16 protein-coding genes are annotated in these 20,666 nt (G+C 67.3%); 3 read left to right on the top strand and 13 right to left on the bottom strand.

Annotation, left to right across the window (positions count from 1 at the left end):
- Positions 1-19: 19 nt before the first annotated feature.
- Both htpX and AC1DB8_RS02260 read right to left on the bottom strand, forming a co-directional pair.
- Positions 20-892, bottom strand: a complete 873-nt coding sequence (gene htpX / locus AC1DB8_RS02265) for a zinc metalloprotease HtpX (protein WP_476892076.1) — start codon at positions 890-892, stop codon at positions 20-22.
- 49 nt (positions 893-941) lie between these two features.
- Positions 942-2,228: an MFS transporter gene (locus AC1DB8_RS02260; protein ID WP_476892075.1), complete on the bottom strand. Its 1,287-nt coding sequence runs from the start codon at positions 2,226-2,228 to the stop codon at positions 942-944.
- A 79-nt stretch (positions 2,229-2,307) separates the two neighbouring features.
- On the opposite strand from AC1DB8_RS02260, the gene AC1DB8_RS02255 reads away from it, so the two are divergent.
- Together AC1DB8_RS02255 and AC1DB8_RS02250 are read left to right on the top strand one after the other, a co-directional pair.
- Positions 2,308-2,775 carry a Fur family transcriptional regulator gene (locus AC1DB8_RS02255; RefSeq protein ID WP_476892074.1) on the top strand — a complete coding sequence of 156 codons (468 nt, stop codon included), beginning with the start codon at positions 2,308-2,310 and terminating at the stop codon, positions 2,773-2,775.
- Between the two features lie 24 nt (positions 2,776-2,799).
- Complete coding sequence (locus AC1DB8_RS02250) at positions 2,800-4,308, top strand: catalase (protein WP_476892290.1); 1,509 nt, start codon at positions 2,800-2,802, stop codon at positions 4,306-4,308.
- Positions 4,309-4,393: 85 nt separating this feature from the next.
- Here the strand turns inward: AC1DB8_RS02250 and AC1DB8_RS02245 are convergent, their stop codons facing one another.
- The 7 genes from AC1DB8_RS02245 to exaC form a co-directional block, all read right to left on the bottom strand.
- A complete protein-coding gene (locus AC1DB8_RS02245; RefSeq protein ID WP_476892073.1) occupies positions 4,394-5,290 on the bottom strand; it encodes an ABC transporter ATP-binding protein in 897 nt (298 codons plus the stop codon).
- Positions 5,280-6,053: an ABC transporter permease gene (locus tag AC1DB8_RS02240; protein WP_441416943.1), complete on the bottom strand. Its 774-nt coding sequence runs from the start codon at positions 6,051-6,053 to the stop codon at positions 5,280-5,282. Before AC1DB8_RS02240 ends, AC1DB8_RS02245 begins: the two co-directional genes overlap by 11 nt.
- On the bottom strand, positions 6,050-6,853 hold the full coding sequence (locus AC1DB8_RS02235) for an ABC transporter permease (RefSeq protein WP_476892072.1): 804 nt from the start codon (positions 6,851-6,853) through the stop codon (positions 6,050-6,052). The genes AC1DB8_RS02240 and AC1DB8_RS02235 overlap by 4 nt, the downstream gene beginning before the upstream one ends.
- A gap of 14 nt (positions 6,854-6,867) precedes the next feature.
- Complete coding sequence (locus tag AC1DB8_RS02230; RefSeq protein WP_441416941.1) at positions 6,868-7,854, bottom strand: ABC transporter substrate-binding protein; 987 nt, start codon at positions 7,852-7,854, stop codon at positions 6,868-6,870.
- A 273-nt stretch (positions 7,855-8,127) separates the two neighbouring features.
- Complete coding sequence (locus AC1DB8_RS02225) at positions 8,128-9,678, bottom strand: amino acid permease (protein WP_441416940.1); 1,551 nt, start codon at positions 9,676-9,678, stop codon at positions 8,128-8,130.
- Between the two features lie 175 nt (positions 9,679-9,853).
- Entirely contained in the window at positions 9,854-10,261 is a 408-nt protein-coding gene (locus tag AC1DB8_RS02220; RefSeq protein ID WP_175321362.1) for a DUF779 domain-containing protein, read from the bottom strand.
- An 87-nt stretch (positions 10,262-10,348) separates the two neighbouring features.
- On the bottom strand, positions 10,349-11,872 hold the full coding sequence (gene exaC, locus AC1DB8_RS02215) for an acetaldehyde dehydrogenase ExaC (protein WP_476892071.1): 1,524 nt from the start codon (positions 11,870-11,872) through the stop codon (positions 10,349-10,351).
- A gap of 375 nt (positions 11,873-12,247) precedes the next feature.
- On the opposite strand from exaC, the gene AC1DB8_RS02210 reads away from it, so the two are divergent.
- Positions 12,248-15,598: a lamin tail domain-containing protein gene (locus AC1DB8_RS02210; protein WP_476892070.1), complete on the top strand. Its 3,351-nt coding sequence runs from the start codon at positions 12,248-12,250 to the stop codon at positions 15,596-15,598.
- Between the two features lie 88 nt (positions 15,599-15,686).
- On the opposite strand, the gene AC1DB8_RS02205 is transcribed toward AC1DB8_RS02210, so the two are convergent.
- The 4 genes from AC1DB8_RS02205 to AC1DB8_RS02190 form a co-directional block, all read right to left on the bottom strand.
- On the bottom strand, positions 15,687-17,114 hold the full coding sequence (locus AC1DB8_RS02205) for a GAF domain-containing protein (protein WP_476892069.1): 1,428 nt from the start codon (positions 17,112-17,114) through the stop codon (positions 15,687-15,689).
- A gap of 113 nt (positions 17,115-17,227) precedes the next feature.
- Positions 17,228-17,503 carry a hypothetical protein gene (locus tag AC1DB8_RS02200; protein WP_476892068.1) on the bottom strand — a complete coding sequence of 92 codons (276 nt, stop codon included), beginning with the start codon at positions 17,501-17,503 and terminating at the stop codon, positions 17,228-17,230.
- A gap of 73 nt (positions 17,504-17,576) precedes the next feature.
- On the bottom strand, positions 17,577-19,025 hold the full coding sequence (locus tag AC1DB8_RS02195) for an amidase (RefSeq protein WP_476892067.1): 1,449 nt from the start codon (positions 19,023-19,025) through the stop codon (positions 17,577-17,579).
- A 116-nt stretch (positions 19,026-19,141) separates the two neighbouring features.
- The gene (locus tag AC1DB8_RS02190; protein ID WP_441416935.1) at positions 19,142-20,602 is read right to left on the bottom strand and encodes an FAD-dependent oxidoreductase; all 1,461 of its coding nucleotides are present in this window, start codon (positions 20,600-20,602) and stop codon (positions 19,142-19,144) included.
- Between the last annotated feature and the right edge of the window lie 64 nt (positions 20,603-20,666).

Raw genomic sequence — 20,666 nt, 5'->3', positions numbered from 1 at the left:
CGTCGTCGGGCCGGCGGGCCTAGCCCAGCTGACGCCCCGCCATCCGCTCAAGCCGGCCGATCCGTTCGCTCATCCGCGGGTGCGTGGAGAACATCCGCGCCATGCCGCCGCCGCGGAACGGGTTGGCGATCATCAGGTGCGAGGCGTTGACCAGCCGCTGGTCCTGCGGCAGCGGCGCGAGCTGGACGCCCTGCTCGATCTTGCGCAGGGCCGAGGCCAGCGCCAGCGGGTCGCCGGTGAGCGCCGAACCGTCCTCGTCGGCGTCGTACTCGCGGGTCCTGGAGATGGCCATCTGGATCAGCGACGCGGCAAACGGCGCCAGCAGGGCCATCGCGAGGAGGGCGAGGGGATTGCCGTTGCGGCGGTCGCCGCCCCCGCCGAAGAACAGCAGCATCTGGCCCACCGAGGTGATCACGCCCGCGACGGCGGCGGCCACCGACGAGGTGAGAATGTCCCGGTTGTAGACGTGCATCAGCTCGTGGCCGAGCACGCCGCGGAGTTCGCGGGCGTCGAGCAGCTGCAGGATGCCCTGCGTGCAGCAGACCGCGGCGTTTTGCGGATTCCGGCCGGTGGCGAAGGCGTTGGGTGCCATGGTCGGTGAGATGTAGATCCGCGGCATCGGCTGGTTGGCGCGGGCGGAGAGCTCCCGGACGATCTGGTGCAGCTCCGGCGCCTCGGCCTCGGTCACCGGATAGGCCTGCATGGACCGGATCGCGATCTTGTCGCTGTTCCAGTACCCGTAGGCGGTGGTGCCGACGCCGATCAGGGCCATGATCCAGATGGGCGCCGAACTCCGCATCCCGGATCCAATCACCGCGCCCAGGCCAAGCAGCACCGCCCAGAGCACGCCGAACAGGGCCGCCGTCTTCAAGCCGTTGTGATGGTTATGCACTGATCCTCCCAAGCCATGCCGTCGATCGGGTGTCCCACGGGTCACCCATCTAAGAAACGAACCGATAGGGAACCGGGTTCCGCGCGTCGTACTTCAGGAACCCGGACTGCCAGCGCGCCACGAGCCAGGCCACCACCGCGCACAGCACCCCGCCGGCGAGCAGAACCCAGCCTTCACTGAGCAGCTTAGTCGCGCCGCCGGCCAGCATGTCCCCCACCCGGGGGCCGCCCGCGACGACGACCACGAAGACGCCCTGCAGCCGGCCGCGCAGGTGGTCCGGGGTGGCCGATTGCAGGATGGTGGTGCGGAAGACCGCGCTGACGGAGTCGGCGATACCGGCGAGCGCGCAGCACACGGCGGCAGGCACCAGCCAGGGGGTCACGCCCGCGGCGCCGGACCGGCCGGCGAGCACGACGACGAGGCCCATCCCCGCGATGGAGGCGCCCCAGCCCATGACAGACCAGACCACCGCCGTGCCCTGCGCCCGGACCGCACCGAGCGGGCCGGAGAAGAGCCCGGCCAGGAACGCGCCGACGGCAGTTGAGGCCAGCAGCACGCCGACCGTGGCTTCGCCGCCACCGATCATGAGTGCGGCGATGGCCGGCAGCAGCGCCCGCGGTTGCGCCAGGATCATGGCCACGAGGTCGATCACGAAGGTCATACGCAGGTTCGGCCGCGTGCCGAGGAAGCGGAAGCCCTCGACGACGGAGCGCAGGCCGGCCCGGTGCGACTCATGCCCTGGCGGCATGGGCGGCAGCTTCAGCAGGGCCCAGACGACAAACGCGAAGCTGGCCACATCGATCGTGTAGGTCCAGGCGAAGCCGACCGTGGCCACCAGCACGCCGGCCAGCAGCGGACCGGCGGTCATGGTCAGGCCGAAGATCATCATGCTCAGGGCATTCGCCGCGGGCAGGAGCTCTTTCCGGACCAGGACCGGGATGATGGCGCTGCGGGCCGGCTGGTTGATGGCCTGCGCGCCGCTCTGCACCGCGACGAGCAGGTACAGCAGCCAGACGTTGCCCAAGTGCAGCCACGCCTGCAGCGCCAGGCCGACCGTAGTCAGCCACAGCACCGCGGAGGCGAGCAGCGCGACCTTGCGGCGGTCGTGGGCATCCGCGATGGAGCCGCCGAGGAGGCCGCCGAACACCAGCGGGACCAGGGCAAAAATGCTCAGCAGCCCCACGTACAGGCTGTCCTGGGTGAGCCGGTAGACCTCGAGGCTCACGGCCACGAGGGTGAGTTGGCTGCCCAACGCCGAGGCGGCGGATCCCAGCCACAGACGGCGGAAGGCCGGGCTTTCGCGTAACGGCGTGATGTCCGCCAGGAATTTCCCCACCCGGCAACTCTAGTGGGCCACAAAGGAAATAAGCCGAACCTTATTGTGACCAGCTCAAAATAAGTGCTTGAATGGGGCCATGACGGATTCGGTGGGCGGCAGCGAGGCATGGACCGCCGCCCTGCATGCCCACGGCCGCCGGGTCACTAAGCAGCGGCTGGCCGTGCTGGCCGCCGTCGAACGCCACCCGCATTCGCCGGCGGAGAGCATCCTTGCCGCAGCCCGCGAGGAGCTGCCCGAACTTACGGCGCAGTCCGTCTACGTGGTCCTCGGCGACCTGACCGAGCTGCAGATGCTGCGCCGCTTCGAACCCCCGCACTCGCCCGCGCTGTATGAGACGCGTGTGGGGGACAACCACCACCACGCCGTCTGCATCAGCTGCGGCCGTGTGGAGGACGTTGAATGCGCCGTCGGCCACGCGCCGTGCCTCACCCCGCACTGGGAGTCGGGCTCCAAGCCCATGACCATCCAGATCGCGGACGTCCTGTACCAGGGCATCTGCGAGGACTGCCAGCGCACCCAAAAACTCCCCGCCGACCGTAACTAAGTTAGAAACAGAAATAGGAGAATGATGACTCAGAACATCTCTGCGCCCGCAGTGTCCACGACACAGTCCGGTGCCCCCGTCACTTCCGACGCCCACTCGCAGTCCGTCGGTGCTGACGGCGCGATTATCCTGACCGACCACTACCTGGTGGAGAAGCTCGCCCAGTTCAACCGCGAGCGCGTGCCGGAGCGTGTCGTGCACGCCAAGGGCGGCGGCGCCTTCGGCACGTTCACGACCACGGGGGATGTCTCCCAGTACACCAAGGCCGCGCTGTTCCAGCCGGGCGCCGAGACGGACATGCTCATCCGTTTCTCCTCCGTCGCCGGCGAGGCAGGCTCCGCCGACACACTCCGCGACCCGCGCGGCTTCGCCGTGAAGTTCTACACCACCGAGGGCAACTACGACCTCGTCGGCAACAACACCCCGGTGTTCTTCATCCGCGACGGCATCAAGTTCCCGGACTTCATCCACTCGCAGAAGCGCCTCCCGGGCACCCACTTGCGGGACGCCGACATGCAGTGGGACTTCTGGACCCTCTCCCCCGAGTCCGCCCACCAGGTCACCTGGCTCATGGGCGACCGCGGCCTGCCGGCCTCCTGGCGTGAAATGCAGGGCTACGGCTCGCACACCTACCAGTGGATCAATGCAGCGGGCGAGCGCTTCTGGGTCAAGTACCACTTCAAGTCCAACCAGGGCGTCAAGTCCCTGACGGGCGACGAAGCGGAAGAGCTGGCCGGCGCGGACGCGGACTTCTACATCCGCGACCTGCAGGAGAACATCGACGCCGGCAACTTCCCCTCCTGGGACCTGCACGTCCAGGTGATGCCGTACGAGGACGCCAAGACGTACCGCTTCAACCCGTTCGACGTCACCAAGGTATGGCCGCACGGCGACTACCCGCTGGTCAAGGTCGGCACCATGGAGCTGAACAAGAACCCGGAGAACTACTTCGCGCAGATCGAGCAGGCCACCTTCGCGCCGTCGAACTTCGTGCCGGGCATCGCCGCCTCCCCGGACAAGATGCTGCAGGCCCGCATCTTCTCCTACGCCGACGCGCACCGCTACCGCGTGGGCACCAACCACGCCCAGCTCCCGGTGAACCTGCCCAAGAGCCAGGTCAACAACTACAGCCAGGACGGCGCGGCGCGGTACCACTTCAACGCCCCCTCGGTCCCGGTGTACGCGCCGAACTCCTTCGGCGGTCCCGCCGCCGTGGAACCGCAGAACCCGGCCGGCGGCTGGGAGAACGACGGCGAGCTGACGCTCTCCGCGCACTCCCTGCACGCTGAGGACGGCGACTTCGGCCAGGCCGGCACGCTGTACCGCGAGGTGTTCGACGACGGCGCCAAGGCCCGCCTGCTGGACACCCTCACCGGTGCGGTGGGCGGCGTCAAGGACGCTGGCATCAAGGAGCGCGCCATCCAGTACTGGACCAACGTCGACGCCGAGCTCGGCGCGAAGCTTCGGGCCAACCTGGGTGCCGCCGCCGGTGCTGCCACTTCGGACGCAGAGGCTGCCAACAAGATCGGCTAGCCTTTCCCGGCAATGAAAGAACACCCCGCCGCGGAGAACCGCGGCGGGGTGTTCTTTTCGTCCGGCGCCCGGACCGGCGGGACAGCTAGGCGCCGCTGGCGCCGGGGTCCGCCGCCGGGGCCGCCGGCGCCGACGCTGCCGCGGTAGCTGCTGCCGGCGCGCCCGCCGCTGCGGGGCGGTGGCCCCTCTTGGCGAGCTGGATCTGCTCGTAGACGTGGTGGCGGAGCTCGGTGAACCGGGGCAGGGAACGGGTCTCCAGCTGGTCCCGCTCGGCCGGAAGGTCGATCACGATGTCCTCCTGCACCACGGTCGGGGAGCTCGAGAGGATGATGACCCGTTCACCGAGGTAGACCGACTCGTCGATGTCGTGGGTCACGAAAAGCACGGTCACGCCGAGCTTCTTCCAGACCACCCGGATCAAGTCCTCGAGGTCCGCGCGGGTCTGCGCGTCGACGGCGGCAAACGGCTCGTCCATCAGCAGGACCTCGGGCTGGTATGCGATGGCACGGGCGATCGCCACGCGCTGCTGCATGCCGCCGGAAAGCTGCCAAGGGTAGGAGCGCGGCACGTGGGCCAGGCCCACGGCCTCCAGGGCCTCGTCGACGAGTCGGTCGCGTTCGGCCTTGGGCACGCCCTGGTTCTTCAGCGGCAGTTCCACGTTGTCCCTGACCCGCATCCAGGGGAACAGCGAGCGTCCGTATTCCTGGAAAACCACCGCCATCTTCTTCGGCGGCCCGGACACCCGCTTGCCGTCCAGGAGCACTTCCCCCTCGGTGGGGGTCATCAGGCCCGAGATGCACTTGAGCAGGGTGGTCTTGCCGGACCCCGAAGGGCCCACGAGGCAGGCCAGTTCACCGGCGCGGAGATCGAAGGTGAGGTTCCGCACCGCTTCGACGTCGCCGCCGTCGGTCTGGTAGACCTTCTTCAGTCCGCGGACGGAGAGCATCGCCTCCGGGGCCGCTTGCGCTGCACTAGGCTGCATTTTCTACCTCTTTCTGGCCGTGGTACCAGCGCAGGATGTTCCGCTCGGCCCACTGGAAGATGAATGACATGGCCACGCCCAGCAGTCCGAGGACCACGATGCCGGACCACATTTCGGGGATGGCGAAGGACCGCTGGAACTGGACAATCGTGAAGCCCAACCCGGAGGACGAGGCGAACATTTCGGAGATGACCATCAGGATCAGCCCCAGGGACAGCGACTGGCGCACGCCGGCGAGGATCTGCGGGCTGGCCGAGGGCAGCACCAGGTAACGCACACGGGCCCAGCCGTCGATGCCGTAGGTGTGGGCCGAATCCGAGAGGACCCCGTCCACGGCGCGGACGCCCTCAATGGTGTTCAGCAGCACCGGCCAGACACAGCCGGAGATGATGACCGCGATCTTCATCGAGTCGGTGATGCCCATCAGCAGGATCAGGACCGGGACCAGCACGGGCGGCGGGATGGCGCGGAAGAATTCGAGCGTCGGTTCCAGCAACGCCCGGAGCCATTTGACCGAGCCGATCAGCACCCCGCCCACGACGCCGATCACGATCGCCGCGACCACGCCGATCAGGAGCCGGGCGATGCTGGGCAGCACATCCGAGAAGAAGCGGGGGCCGAACCAGACCTCGCCGAACTTGTTGACCAGGGCGGCCGGGGTGGGGACGAAGAAATTGACCGTTCCGAGGGTGGAGGCCCACCAGGCCAGGACGAGCAGAACTGGCAGCGCGAGCAGGTAGGCCGCCGTTTTCAGTGCTTTCATACGATCACCTCAGAACGGACCGAGGAATGCCAGGACAGGGTCTTCTTTTCGATGAAGCGCATCAGGACGTTGATCAGCACACCGATCAGCCCGGTGGCGAGCACCAGGGCGTACATGCCCGAGATGGCGCCGCCGGATTGCGCGAGCGCGATTTCACGGCCTAGCCCCGGCGAACCGATCACGAGTTCCGCCGTGATGGCCAGGACCAGCGCCACCGTGGCTGCGAGCCGGACACCGGTCATCAGGTAGGGCAACGCGGTGGGGAACACGACGTAGCGGATCCGCGCCATCCACCCCAGCCCGTAGGTCTTGGCGGTGTTGTTGGCGACCATGTCGACGTCGGCCACCCCGTAGAGGACCTGAATGAGGACCTGCCAGAAGGCGGCATAGGTGATCAGCATCAGTGACGACTCGATCTTCACGCCGAAGAGCAACACGGCCAGCGGGATGAGGGCCACGGACGGAATCGGGCGCAGGAACTCGACGGTGGAGTTGGTGGCTTTGCGCAGGAAGCTGCTGGATCCGATGATGAAGCCCAGCAGCACGGCGAGGGCAACCGCGATGATGAGGCCCAGGAACCAGGCCTTCATGGTTTCACCGACCGAGACCCAAAACGCCGTCAGGCCGAAGTCGAGGGCCAGGGCGGAAATGACCTCGCTGGCGGGCGGAAGGTAACGTTCGTCGATAATTCCCAGACGCGGAATGAGCTCCCAGGTTCCCAGGAACCCAATTATCCCGACCACACCGAGCAACTGCTTCACCGGAAGTTTGTGGCCGGACGCCACAGCGTCGGAACTCATGGAACTTACGGAACTCACGGGAGGAGGTCGCCTGCGTTCGGGGCCTTGGACAGCGTCCCGTACTTGGCGGCAGCATCACCGAGGGTCTTGAAGGCGTCCTTGTTGAACTCCACACGGTAGCGGGGCAGGACAATCTTGGCCCGGGTGGCTTCGTCGATCTTGGTGTAGGTGCCCACGATGTCGCGGACTTCCTGCGGGTGCGCCTGGGCATATTCGAGCGACTTGTTCATGGCCCGGGTGAACTTCTGGGTCAGCTCGGCCTTGCCCTTGATGGTGTCCGCCTTGGTGAAGTAGCCGGCGATGTCCAGCTCAGGGCTCATGTCCACGAAGTTGGAGGAAATGATCTTGCCGCCCTCTGCGACGGCCTTGGACAGGAAGGGCTCCAAAATCCAGGCCGCGTCCACCTGCTTGTTGGCCAGCGCGGCGGGGGCGTCCGGGAAGGCCACCTCCACGAACTTCACGCTCGAGGGGTCGCCACCGGCCTTTTCGACGACCGACTTGATGGTGGTGTCCCCGATATTGGAGAGGTTGTTCACCGAGACGGTCTTGCCCGCAAGGTCCTTCGGGGACTGGATGCTGGACCCGGCCGGGACGACGACGCCGCCGATGTCCTTGCCCTTCTCGCCCGTGGTTGAGGCGCCGTTGGCGACGAATTTCAGGTCAAGGCCCTTGTCCTTCGCCACCATGACGGAGATCAGGTTGGAGAAGGCGAAGTCGAAGCTGCCGCTCACCACGCCGGGGACGATCGCCGCACCGCCGGTGGCCGTCTGGATGTCCAGCTGAAGGCCTTCGTCTTTGAAGAATCCCAGCTTGTTGCCCAGGTAGATGGGGGCGCAGTCGACGATCGGGATGACGCCGACGCTGACCTTGGTCAGATTTCCGCCGCCCGTTGCACCGCCGGATGCGCTGCCCCCGCCGGTGGAACTCGGCGATCCGCTGCCGCAGGCCGAGAGGGCCAGGACCGATGCGGCCGCCAGCACGGCGATAATACGACGTTTCATGTTCACTCCTATGTGCGCATTGGCGTGGGCGTGACAAGCTCCCAAGCCCCAAAGTTCGCTCTCCGAACAAGCGTTCAAAATCAAGTCTGACCTAAGGCTACTGTGAGGTCAACCACATTAGGCGCATTGTTACAGCTCCGAGACGAGCGCGGAAGAGGCCGCGGCAATACCTCCCGCAACGCAGCAACGCGGGGCCCCTACGCCCGTCCGGACAGGCCGGACGGGCCGTAGTGACCCCGCGTTGACTAACCGCGTGGAAGTGCAGCGTTGCAGCTACGAGCGGGTGAGCGACTCCGCATCCTCGTCCGCAACCGGATCGGCGGCCGGGCCGTTGACGGCGGCCCTTGCCTCGGCGAACTTCTCGTTGAGCCGGGAGTGGCGCTGGCCGTAGGCGAAGTAGATCGCGATGCCGATGACCAGCCAGATCGCGAAGAAGATCCAGGTCTCCACCGCCAGGTTCGTCATCAGGTACAGGCACAGGACGGCCGAGACGACCGGGAGCACCTTGCCGAACGGCACGCGGAAGGCCGGCTTAAGGTCCGGCCGCTTCCGGCGCAGCACCAGGATGCCGAGGCTGACCATCACGAACGCGGAGAGCGTGCCGATGTTGATCATTTCCTCGAGCAGGTCCACGTTGGTCAGTCCGGCCACGACCGCCACGGCCGTGCCGCAGATGATCTGCAGGCGTGCGGGGGTCGCCCGGATGGTGCCGGTCTTGGAGAGCGAGCGCGGCAGCAGGCCGTCGCGGCTCATGGCCAGGACCACACGCGAGAGGCCCATCAGCAGCACCATGATCACCGTGGTGAGGCCCACGAGGGAGCCGAAGGCGATGACCTTTGCGGCGTCGGTGTTCCCCACGGCCTCGAAGGCAGTGGTCAGCGTCGGGTTCTTCGCCTCGGCCAGCTTGGTGTAGGACACCATGCCGGTCAGGGCCAGCGAGACCAGGATGTAGAGCACGGTGACGATCGCCAGGCCGCCGAAGATGCCGCGGGGCAGCGTCTTCTGCGGGTTCTTGACCTCCTCGGCGGAGGTGGCGACGACGTCGAAACCAATGAAGGCGAAGAACACCAGGGCGGCGCCGGCGAAGATGCCGAGCGTGCCGTACTGGGCCGGGGCCGCGCCGGTGAGGAAGCCGAAGAAGGACTGCTTGAGCACGTCCGTGGCGCCGGTACCGCCGGTGGGTTCGGAGGCAGGGACGAACGGGGCGTAGTTCTCAAACTTCACGTAGCTGAAGCCGACGACGATGACGAAAAGCACGACGGCGATCTTGATCAGCGTGAACACGTTGCCGACACGGGCGGACAGCTTTGTCCCCAGCACCAGCAGCACGGTGAACACGGCAACAATCAGGAAGGCGCCCCAGAAGAGGTCGACGCCGGCCACGGAGATCGACGGCGGGACGTCCAGTCCCATCAGCGCGAACACTTTGCTGAGGTAGATGCCCCAGTATTTGGCGATCACGGCGGCGGCGGTGAAGAGCTCGAGGATGAGGTTCCAACCGATGATCCAGGCGAGCACCTCCCCCATGGTGGCGTAGGTGAAGACATAGGCTGAGCCGGCCACCGGGATGGCGGTGGCGAATTCGGCATAGCACATGATCGCCAGGGCGCAGGTGACGGCTGCGATGGCGAACGAGATGGTGACGGCGGGGCCGGCGAAGTTGGCGGCAGCCTTGGCCCCGACCGAGAAAATGCCTGCGCCGACCGCAACGGCGACGCCCATGATCATCAGGTCCCAGGTGCTGAGCGAGCGTTTCAGCTTGCGTCCGGGCTCATCGGCGTCGGCGATCGACTGCTCGATGGATTTGGTCCGGAAAAGGTTCATAGGAAAGTCCAAAATCTCGGTAGCTGGTTGGAAACAGACCTATTAATAGTAGTGTCCATCCACTGGACGGCCGCTTTTATCCCACATCGTGAGACGCAAAAGAGCGCGAACATACCCTTGGGGGCCCCGGCCGCGGGGCCCCCAAGTGAACGTTCGCGCCCAGGGCTTCAGTGGCTCAGGCGGGCCAGTCCATCAGCGTCGAGCGGATCAGGAAGCGCTTGCCCTCGGGAGCCTCGACGGAGAAGCCGCTGCCGCGGCCGGGGACGACGTCGACCGTCAAGTGGGTGTGGCTCCAGTAGTTGAACTGCTCCTTGGACATCCAGAATTCCAGCGGCTGCGGCTGCAGGCCGTCCGAGATGTCGAACAGGCCCAGCAGCACATCGGAGTCTCCGGTGAGGAACTCCCCCGCCGGGTAGCACATGGGCGAGGAGCCGTCGCAGCAGCCGCCGGACTGGTGGAACATGAGCGGGCCGTGCTGGAGCCAGAGCTTGCGCAGCAGCTCAACGGCTTCGGGGGTGAGCGCCACGCGGGAAAAGTCCTCGCCGGCCTGTGTCACGGCGGCGTCGAGCCTGGTCTGGGTCATCGGAGCTTCTCCTGCAAGTAGGGACGGCTGTCACGGGCGGGACGGGAAGGCGGGGCGGACCGGTCCGGTCCGCCCCGCCGCAACGGCTTAGAAGAAGCCGAGCTTGTTCTCGCTGTAGCTGACCAGCAGGTTCTTGGTCTGCTGGTAGTGGTCCAGCATCATGGCGTGGTTCTCGCGGCCGATGCCGGAGGACTTGTACCCGCCGAACGCGGCGCCGGCCGGGTAGGCGTGGTAGTTGTTGACCCACACCCGGCCCGCCTGGATTTCGCGGCCGGCGCGGTAAGCGACGTTGCCGTTGCGGGACCAGACGCCGGCGCCCAGGCCGTAAAGGGTGTCGTTGGCGATGCCCATGGCGTCGTTGTAGTCGCTGAAGCGGGTCACCGAAACCACCGGCCCGAAGATCTCCTCCTGGAAGATCCGCATCTTGTTGTGTCCCTCGAAGATGGTGGGCTGGACGTAGTAGCCGCCGGCGAGGTCGCCGGACAGTTCGGCGCGGGCGCCGCCGGTAAGCGCTTTGGCGCCCTCCTGCTTTCCGATGTCGATGTAGGAGAGGATCTTCTCGAGCTGGTCGTTGGAGGCCTGCGCGCCGAGCTGCGTGTCGGTGTCCAGCGGGTTGCCCTGGATTATCTTCTGGGTGCGGGCCAGCGCGTCGGCCATGAAGGAGTCGTAGATGCCTTCCTGGACCAGGGCGCGGGAGGGGCAGGTGCAGACCTCGCCCTGGTTGAAGGCGAAGAGCGTGAAGCCCTCAAGAGCCTTGTCGTAGAAGGCGTCGTTGTTATCCGCGACGTCGTTGAAGAAGATGTTGGGGCTCTTGCCGCCGAGCTCCAGGGTGACCGGGATCAGGTTCTGGGACGCGTACTGGCTGATCAGGCGGCCGGTGGTGGTCTCGCCGGTGAAGGCGATCTTGCGGATTCGCGGGCTGGAGGCGAGCGGCTTGCCGGCTTCGACGCCGAAGCCGTTGACGACGTTGATGACGCCCGCCGGCAGCAGGTCGCTGATCAGCTCCATCAGCACCAGGATCGAGGACGGGGTCTGCTCGGCCGGCTTGAGGACGACGGCGTTGCCGGCGGCGAGCGCGGGGGCCAGCTTCCAGACGGCCATCAGGATCGGGAAGTTCCACGGGATGATCTGGCCGACGACGCCGAGCGGCTCGTGGTAGTGGTAGGCGGTGGTGTCGTCGTCGAGCTGGGACAGCCGGCCCTCCTGGGCGCGGACGGCGGAGGCGAAGTAGCGGAAGTGGTCCGCGGCGAGCGGGATGTCGGCGTTGAGGGTTTCGCGGATCGGCTTGCCGTTGTCCCAGGACTCGGCGACGGCGAGCATCTCGGTGTTCTCGTCGATCCGGTCGGCAATCTTGTTCAGGATGGCCGCGCGCTCGGCGACGGAGGTCTTCCCCCACGACGGGGCGACCTTGTGCGCGGCGTCCAGGGCCAGCTCGATGTCCTCGGCGGTGCCGCGGGCGACCTCGCAGAAGGCCTTGCCGGTCACCGGGGTGATGTTCTCGAAGTACTGGCCCTTGACCGGGGCAACCCATTCGCCGCCGATCCAGTTCTCGTAGCGGTCCTTGAAGGTGACCTTCGAGCCCTCGGTACCGGGCTGTGCGTAGACAGTCATTGGTAGCTCCTTTGCTGTGCAAGATTGGTGGCGGAAGCGGCCAGGATCTCTGCGGCCGCCGCTGGCACCAGCCTAGGAGCCGGGAGGTTGCGAGCAGGTTGCAACCATGTGAGCCGGATCACGCGGACTCTCATTGCGCTGGGCTCGTTCAGGAATGCGGCCACTATCCAGGCAATGGGCCCGTGTTCTGGTACTTACCTCCACCCCGCAATACCTATGGACACCGCTGGAGCCCCCTCCGATACTCAGCGTGACGCCGCAGGCTGTTGCGGCGTGGGCGTCCAGCTGCTCACCAACGGCGCTCACACCTTCATTGAGGGGGCTCTTGGCATGGTGGTAAAAACGGCAACAAAAGCAGGAGGAAGAGGCTGGCGGATGGCGTCGGCCATTGCATTGGCTTCGGCGATGGCCAGCACCTTCGTGGTCTCGCAGGCTGTCCCGGCGAGTGCGGCGACGTCGGGCGGGATGGTGATCTCAGAACTCAACTACCATTCCGGATCGGATCTGGATACCGACGACTTCCTGGAACTGACCAACACATCAGGCGCTCCGCTGGACATCTCGGGATGGTCCTTCACCGCCGGCGTCACGGCCGTCTTCGCTGCGGGCACCGTGGTTCCCGCCAACGGCTACTTTGTGGTGGCGAAGGATGCCGCCCAGTTCCAGACCACATACGGGTTCGCCCCGAACGCCGTCTACGGCGGAAACCTGAGCAACGGCGGCGAAGCGGTCACGCTGGTCGATGCGGCGCTGAACGTCGTGGACACCGTCACTTACGCGGACGTCGCGCCCTGGCCATCGACGCCTGACGGGACGGGCCCCACCCTCGAACTGCGCGACCTGACCTTGGACAACACACAGCCCGACAGCTGGGGCGCGAGCCTGGCAGCGGGCGGCACCCCCGGGGCCAAGAACTCGCTCGACGGGACCGGGCCGGCGCCGGTCGTCGCTGAGCTGAAGGCGACCCCGGCGCGGCCGGCCGCCGGTCAGCCGGTGGCCGTTACGGCCCGGCTCCGGACCGGCTCCACAGCTCAGCTCACCTACAAGGTGATGTTCGGCGCCGACGTCGTGGTTCCGTTCGTCGATGATGCGGCCAGCCCCGGAGGGGCAGGCGACGGCGTGTATTCCGGAACCATCCCGGGTCAGAGCGCGGGCAACCTGATCCGCTACCGGGTCGATGCCTCCGCGGGCGGTACCGGCTACTCGGAACCTGCGGCAGGTGACTCGGTGCGCTACCGCGGCGTGGTCGTCCTGAACTCCGCGGTCAGCAGCTCGCTTCCTGTCATCGAGTGGTTCATGGATGACGCCGTGTACAACGACATTCTGGCCAACCACCGCTACGACGACTACCAGGGCGCGGCGGTCTGGGCCTACAACGGCCAGGTCATCGACGGCGCCCTGATGAACGTGCGCGGCAACACCTCCCGGAGCAATGCGAAGGTGAGCTGGAAGGTCGAGCTGCCCAAGGGTTACATCTTCGATCTTGGCGGCAAGCTGCCCTATCCGCTGGACGAATTTGCGCTCCAGAACTACGCGGACAACTTCGCAGACGTCGGCTGGGCGACCGTGAAGGCCGGCGGCGACCGGGCCCTGAACATCGTCCCGGTCCGTACGCAGCGCAATGGCACCTTCTGGAGCCTGGGCCGGATCATGGAGACCGAGGACGGCCGCTGGCGGGATGACCAGGGCGTGTCCAACTGGGCGATCTACAAGGGCGACGGCGGCAGCGTGGGCGCCACGTCGTCTCCGGCCGCGCTCCAGGCCTCGGGCTGGCTGGACAAGAAGACCCGCAAGGACGAGGACTTCTCCGACGTCTGGACCCTGTCCAACTCGGTCGACGCCTCGCCCTCAGCGGCGCAGCAGGCCTGGATCTACCAGAATGTGAACATGCCGGAGCTGGTCAACTATATGGCGATCAACTCGATCATCCGGCACCAGGACAGCGGCTGGTACAACTGGTGGCTGGCCCGCGACACCGACGGGACCGGCCGGTGGGAGATGTGGCAGTGGGACCTGAACTGGATCTTCACCACTCCCTCCTCGGACGGCAAGGGCGTCTTCCTGACCCCGGACACCTCCAACAATTTCACTCAGGCCATGCTGAGCTACCCGGAGATCAAGGAAATGTTCTACCGGCGGCTGCGTACCCTGGCCGACCAGTTCCTTCCGGCCGGGCAGTACGAGGCGCAGTGGGACGCGATATCGGCCCAGACCACGCCGGACTGGAACCTGGACCGCGCTAAGTGGGGCGGGTACACGCCGGCGTCGGCGCGGACCGCGTTCCTGGCCGGCCTGGCGGATCGCCGCAACACGATCAACGGCAACACGGGCCCGGGCCTGCCGGTGCCCACCACACAGGCGGCCGACGCGAACGTGGTGGTCAATGAGATCCAGTACCACCCGGCCGGAAGCGGTGGGGAGTACATCGAGCTGGCGAACCCCGGCAGCACGGCCGTGGATATCTCGGGCTGGACGATCGATGCGGTCGGCCTGAAGATCCAGCCCGGCACGGTGATCCCCGCCGGCGGACGCGTGGTGTTCGTGGCGAATGACAAGGCGTTCCGCCTCGCTTACACCGGGGCGAACCGCTTTGTGGGCGGCACGTTCACGGGCACTCTCGACGACGCCGGCGAAGCCATAGTGCTGCGCGACGGCAGCCGGGTGGTGGACTCCGTGACCTACTCGAACGCGGCGCCGTGGCCGACTGCAGCAGACGGCGCCGGCCCTTCGCTGGAGCTGACCTCGCCGACGGCGGACAACTCCGTTGCGTCGAACTGGACCGCGGTGTCCACCACCGGCGGCACACCGGGACTGGCAAACACGAAGGGGACTCCGCCGTCRAATGTGGCGCCTGTTGCGGCGTTCACGAGTGGGGTGAGCGGGTTGACGGCGAACGTGAACGGGGCCGGTTCAACGGACTCGGACGGCACGATCGCCTCGTACGCCTGGGACTTCGGTGACGGCGGGACCGGGACCGGGGTGACGGCGAGCCACACCTACGCTGCCGAGGGGACGTATACGGTCACCCTGACCGTAACGGATAACGGCGGCGCCAAGGGCACGGTCAGCCATTCGGTAAGCGTTGCCGCGCCGCCGGCGGGCAGTGTCCTGGCTCAGGACACGTTCACCCGCACGGTCACCGGCGGTCTGGGGACGGCGGAAACGGGCGGGCCCTGGACATTGTCCGGGACAGCCTCGAACTTCGCCGTCAACGGCAGTGCGGCCACGATTGCCAGCCCCGCTGCCACCAACCGCTACGCCTACCTTGACGGTGTCTCCTCCACYGACACGGAGGTGCGGGCAACGATCGGCTTCAACCGGCCGACCGCCAGCAGCATCTACACCGGCCTGATCGGCCGCCGGGTGGGTGCGGATACCTACGGTGCACGGGTGGTGGTTAATTCCGCCGGCGCGGTGAGCCTGCACCTGACCCGCAGCACGAATACGAACATGAGTGCCGCGACAGTGTCCGGGCTGACCTTCAATACCGGGGACCGGCTTCAGTTCCGGCTGCAGGTTACCGGAACCGCACCGACCACCATCCGGGCGAAGGTCTGGAAGGTGGGCACCGCGGAACCGGCGAACTGGCAACTGAGCACAACCGACAGCACGGCCACGCTGCAGAGCGCCGGTGGAATCGGCATCTACAGCTACCTCAGCACCACCGGAACGCCGACCCCGTTGACCGTCAGCTTCGACGACCTCTGGGCCGGGCGCACCAACTAGCGATACTCGGCAAAGAAGTCCCCGCCGGCGCAGACGACGCCGGCGGGGACTTCTTTGTGCGCCATGCAGCGCCGAGAGCGCGTCCTGCTCAGGCGCCGAATTCGGCTTCGAGCCGCTCCAGGTCCGCGACGACGGCGGCGCGCCTGGGCGAGCGCGGCGGCAGCAGCTTCAGCGCGGCGGTGCGGACCTCGACGTCGTCCCGCGCTTCCGGCAGTTCGGCATATTTCAGCAGCGATTCGGCGCTGCCGTCGGTCAGTACGGCCTCGCGCAGCAGGGACGAGACGCGGCTGCGGAGCTCGGTGATCCCCGGCGCCTCGGAGCGCGGCAGGACTGCGCCGCGGTAGATTTCCAGCGCGATCCGGTGCGCGCCGCGCTGCAGGCAGCTGAGGACCTGGCCGGAGTCCGGCACGAGGTCCACCGGGAGGCGGTACGGCCTGGACTCCGGGACGGCGTCCGGATTGAGCTGCTGCAGGACCTTGCGCAGCCGCACCATCTCGGCGCGCAACGTCATGGTGGAGCCGTCGCGCGGGTAGAGCAGCGAGCTCAGCTCCTCGGCGTTGAGGCCTTCCGGATGCGTGCTCAGCAGGGTGAGGATTTCGCTGTGCCGGGCCGAAAGCGTGACGGTGCGGCCGTCGATGCTCAATACGGCCTGATCGCGGCCGAGCAGCTGCAGGCTGTTGCGGTACAGGCTGCCGGGCGCCCTGGAGCCCGCCCGGGCGGGCCGCGCTCCGCCGGACGCGGCGTCGGACCCGGCGTCGGACCCGGCGCGAGACGCGGCGGCGGTCTGCCGGCGTCGAACCGGGGCGGCCTGCCGGGCGGCGGCAAGCTGGAGGCGCTCCACCCGCAGGTGCGCCTGCGCGGCGGCGACGGTCGCCTCGACGAGGGTCAGGGTGTGCGGCGCGACGGCGGATTCGGTGCCGGTGATGTCGACGACGCCCAGCAGGGCCCCGGAATCCGGGTCGTGGAACGGCACGGCCGTGCAGCTCCAGGGGTGGACGGAGCGTTTGTAGTGTTCGGCGCCGGCGATCTGGATGCCGCGGCCAAGGGCGAGCGCGGTGCCGGGGGCGCTGGTGCCCACGGTGGCCTCGGACCAGTCTGCGCCGGGGACGAACATCATCCCCTCGGCGCGGCGCTGCATGGCGGGGTCCCCTTCGACCCAGAGCAGCCGGCCCACCTCGTCCCCGACGGCCACCAGCATGCCGCTGTCGTGGCTGGGCAGGACCAGCAGTTTGTGGATCACGGGCATGATCGCGGCCAGCGGGTGCTGCCGGCGGTATTCCTCGAGTTCCTCGCGGTCCATGGCCAGCGGGGCTTCGGGGTTGTCCGGGTTGGCGTGCAGTTGCGCGGAGCGCTGCCAGGATTCCCGGATCAGGCTGCGGAGCCCGGGCGGCTGCTCACCGGCCAGGCCTATGGAGTCCAGTTGCTCGTGCCCCGCGTAGGCATACTGCTGGCGCAGCTCCGGGCTCAGGCCGTGGCCGGAGCCGCGCGGGGCCGTCTGCTCGACTGGATTCCTCATTGAACTCCCACCTGGCTGGCGCGCTCTTGAGCGCGCGACGGCGTGCCGGAGGCAGCGTCGTCCGGCCCAGTCTAGTTCCGTGCCGGGAGATTGGGAATGCACCCGCCCGGGCCTCAGCCGGTGGCGTCCGACGGCAGAACGTAGCTTTGAATCTCGCCAAGAGCCCGGATCTCGGGGCTGGGCAGGCCGGCGTCGGCAGTCATTTTCCGAAATTCCGCGCTGCTGCTGAAGCCGTCAAAAACCTCCCTGCTAGGGCAGGTATCCAGGACAGCGATGCCTTCATCGGTCTGCACGCAAAGATGTAATTCCAGTTGGCCGGCGGGCAAGAGCGCCAGCATCCGGTCGTGTGCTGCAAGGAGCTCCGCCGGGTTCCCGCGGAAGCTGTACATTCCCAGATACATTGCCTGTCTCCTTTGCATTGATTGCGGTGTTTGGTTTCTCCGGCGCGGTCCTCGCGGAGGCTCACCGCGCAGTGGTTGCGGGCCGTCGCCCGGCCCAGGGTCTGGCCTGTTCAAGCTGGGCAGCAAGCCTGAAGAGACTTGCTTCGGCGCCGAAACCCGCGAGGAAAGACATCCCGACGGGCAGCCCGGCGGAATCCGTGCCCAGCGGAATGGACATGGCCGGGTTGCCTGTGACGTTTGCGTACTCGCCGTCGAACATCAGGAAACGGCCGGCCTCCTGCTCCCCGCGGAGGGGGTTCTCCGGAGTCGCCGTGAGCGTGCCCAGCGGAAGCGGCGGCCAGCCGACCGTCGGCGTCAGCCAGAGATCGTACAGCTCGAAGAAGCCGGCAACGCGGCGGCTGAAACGCTGCAGTTCCTCCACGCCCTGCAGGTAGTCCCCCGCGCCGACGTTCCGGCCGCGCCCGAACAGGACTTCGGTGTAGAGCTCCAGCTCGCCCGGTTCGGGCCCCCGCCCCAGTCGCCGGGTCCAGTACCCCTCGATCCAGGCCGCTGCAGCAGCGTACACGTCGCGGAGGGCCCGGCGTCCGGCCCGGTCCAGCGGCGCCGGGCGCCCTTCCTCGAGCTCGTGACCGAGGTCGCTCAGCAAGTCCACGGTCGCGTCGAAGACCCGTAGATAGTCAGGATGAACCGGCTGGCCGCGGTTGGGGGTAGCAGTGGCCGCGATCCTCAGCCGTCCCGGTGGTGTCGCGGTTTCGGCCACATAGGGACGGAGCTGCGGCGGGGCCCGGTAGGGGTCCCCCGGAGCCGCACCCGCGACGGCGTCGAGCAGCGCCGCCGCGTCGCGGACCGTGCGGGTCAAGGCGAATTCGGCAGCGAGGCCGCCAACAACGTCGCCGTATTCCGGCCCCAGCGGCACACGGCTGCGGGTCGGTTTGAGACCGAACACTCCGCACCATGCCGCCGGATAGCGCAGCGACCCGCCGAGGTCGTTGCCGTGGGCCATCGGAACGATCCCCGCCGCGACTGCCGCTGCCGACCCGCCGCTCGATCCGCTCGTGGACAAGGACAAGTCCCACGGGTTGCGTGTAGCCCCGTGCAGGAGCGGTTCGCAGTGCGGGCTCAGGCCGAACTCACAGGTGTTGGTCTTGCCGATGACGGCCAGTCCGGCGCGGCGGAAGCGGCGTGCGAGCTCCTGGTCGTGGCGGGAGACGTTCCCCGCAAGCCAGCGGGAGCCTTCGGAGAAGGGCGTTCCGGCAATTTCCAGCGCCAGATCCTTGACGAGGAACGGCACGCCGGGGAAAGGAAGAGCATCGGAGAAGACGTCACCGGGCTGGGCGCTGCCGGTGTTGGGAGCGTCCCCGTCCAGCTCGACAATCACGGCATTCAGGGCTGGGTTCAGTACCCTGATCCGTTCCCTCGCCTCGGCGAGGAGTTCTGCCGCACTAACCTGGCCGGAGCGGACCAGATCGGACTGCCCTGTCCCGTCCATCCACCGAAGTTCGTCATCCACGGCTGCCTCCCGGAGGGGGACCCGGGGCTATGAGCGAGCCGTTGCAGTCCCCGCGGGTGAATTCTACGTCCGGGCGCAGCGCAGGAACAGGTCAACGCCTACTGCGGTTCGGCGGTTCAGTCCCGGGAAATCCGGATCATCTCTTCCCGCGGCACGACCTTGATGCGTTCGCGCACCACGCCGTCGTCCGGATGGGAAGCGGTCCACGCCGCGCCGAGGGCCAGCTCGTGGGCGTCCAGCTTGTTCCAGCCTTCCCAGGTGGTGTACTGGATGCCGCGCTCTTCGAGCAGGTCGATGATGGCCTGCGGATCCGGGTTCTGGGCCGGCGGAAGGGTCAGCCGGTCCTCGAGCAGGAAGCCGATGGTCTCCAGCGCATCTCCCTTGGTGTGGCCGATCAGGCCGACCGGGCCGCGCTTGATCCAACCCGTGGCGTAAATGCCGGGCACGGGCTTGCCGTCGGCGCCGAGCACGCGGCCGCCTTCGTTGGGGATGACGCCGCGCCGCGCGTCGTACTCCAGCTCGTCGAGCTGGGAGCCGTGGTACCCGATGGCGCGGTAGACGGCCTGGACCGGGTAATCGACGAACTCGCCGGTGCCCTTGACGTTGCCCGTGCCGTCCAGCCGCATGCGCTCGAACTTGATGCCCGTCACCTTGCCGGGATGCGCAGCGTCGCCTGTTTTTTCGCCGAGGATCTCGACCGGATTGTGCAGGAAGTGCAGGTGCAGCCGGCGGGAGGACGGTTCCTCGGCCTCGGCGTGCTCCTCGACGAGCCAGTTGCCAAGGGTGCTCACCATGGTCTTGATCTGGTTGTTCGTGCGGATGGCCTCGTCGGAGGCTTCGTCGAATTCGAAGTCCTCCGGGTAGAGCACGATGTCCACATCCTTCGCGTGGCTGAGCTCGCGCAGCTCCAGCGGCGTGAACTTCACCTGCGCCGGTCCACGGCGGCCAAAGACGTGCACGTCCGTCACCGGCGAATTCTTGAGCCCCTGGTAGACGTTGTCCGGAATCTCGGTAACCAGCAGGTCATCTGCGTGCTTGACCAGCATCCGGGCGACGTCCAGGGCCACGTTGCCGTTGCCGATCACCGCGATTTCTTTGGCCTCCAGCGGCCAGTCGCGGGGAACGTCCGGGTGCCCGTCGTACCAGGAGACGAAGTCGGCCCCGCCGAACGAGCCTTCGAGCCCGACTCCCGGAATGTCCAGGTCCGCGTCCTTGATGGCGCCGGTAGCGAAGATCACGGCGTCGTAGAAAGCGCGGAAGTCGTGCAGGGTCAGGTCCCGGCCGTAGCTGACGTTGCCGAGGAAGCGGATATCGCCGCGGTCCAGCACCTTGTGCAGGGCGTTCACGATCCCCTTGATCCGCGGGTGGTCCGGCGCCACGCCGTAGCGGATGAGCCCGTAGGGCGCCGGGTAGGCCTCGAACAGGTCGATGCTGACCTCGAAGTCGCCGTCCTTGACCTCGTTGGACTTGGTCAGGATGTCCGCGGCGTAGACACCGGCCGGTCCGGCGCCGACAATCGCAACGCGGAGGGGACGTTTGGTCGTTCTTTCAGGCGAGGTTTCGGCCGAGTTGGACACCGGGAGCCCTTCTGAGTCTTGGCGGGTGCGCCGGCAGATACAGCGCACAGTCCCCTATTCTAAA

It is taken from the genome of Arthrobacter sp. 10N410, from assembly GCF_056394945.1.
Note: the sequence above shows the minus strand (reverse complement) of the source record. Positions and strands in the feature narration are given on the sequence as shown.

What these genes read in the sequence shown, in the direction of transcription:
- AC1DB8_RS02235 (WP_476892072.1), bottom strand. Translation starts at nt 6,853, where the DNA reads ATGAGTTCCGACGCTGTGGCGTCCGGCCACAAACTTCCGGTGAAGCAG.
- AC1DB8_RS02205 (WP_476892069.1), bottom strand. Translation starts at nt 17,114, where the DNA reads ATGAGGAATCCAGTCGAGCAGACGGCCCCGCGCGGCTCCGGCCACGGC.
- AC1DB8_RS02245 (WP_476892073.1), bottom strand. Translation starts at nt 5,290, where the DNA reads ATGCAGCCTAGTGCAGCGCAAGCGGCCCCGGAGGCGATGCTCTCCGTC.
- AC1DB8_RS02255 (WP_476892074.1), top strand. Translation starts at nt 2,308, where the DNA reads ATGACGGATTCGGTGGGCGGCAGCGAGGCATGGACCGCCGCCCTGCAT.
- AC1DB8_RS02230 (WP_441416941.1), bottom strand. Translation starts at nt 7,854, where the DNA reads ATGAAACGTCGTATTATCGCCGTGCTGGCGGCCGCATCGGTCCTGGCC.
- exaC (WP_476892071.1), bottom strand. Translation starts at nt 11,872, where the DNA reads ATGACTGTCTACGCACAGCCCGGTACCGAGGGCTCGAAGGTCACCTTC.
- AC1DB8_RS02240 (WP_441416943.1), bottom strand. Translation starts at nt 6,053, where the DNA reads ATGAAAGCACTGAAAACGGCGGCCTACCTGCTCGCGCTGCCAGTTCTG.
- AC1DB8_RS02220 (WP_175321362.1), bottom strand. Translation starts at nt 10,261, where the DNA reads ATGACCCAGACCAGGCTCGACGCCGCCGTGACACAGGCCGGCGAGGAC.
- AC1DB8_RS02225 (WP_441416940.1), bottom strand. Translation starts at nt 9,678, where the DNA reads ATGAACCTTTTCCGGACCAAATCCATCGAGCAGTCGATCGCCGACGCC.
- AC1DB8_RS02200 (WP_476892068.1), bottom strand. Translation starts at nt 17,503, where the DNA reads ATGTACAGCTTCCGCGGGAACCCGGCGGAGCTCCTTGCAGCACACGAC.
- AC1DB8_RS02250 (WP_476892290.1), top strand. Translation starts at nt 2,800, where the DNA reads ATGACTCAGAACATCTCTGCGCCCGCAGTGTCCACGACACAGTCCGGT.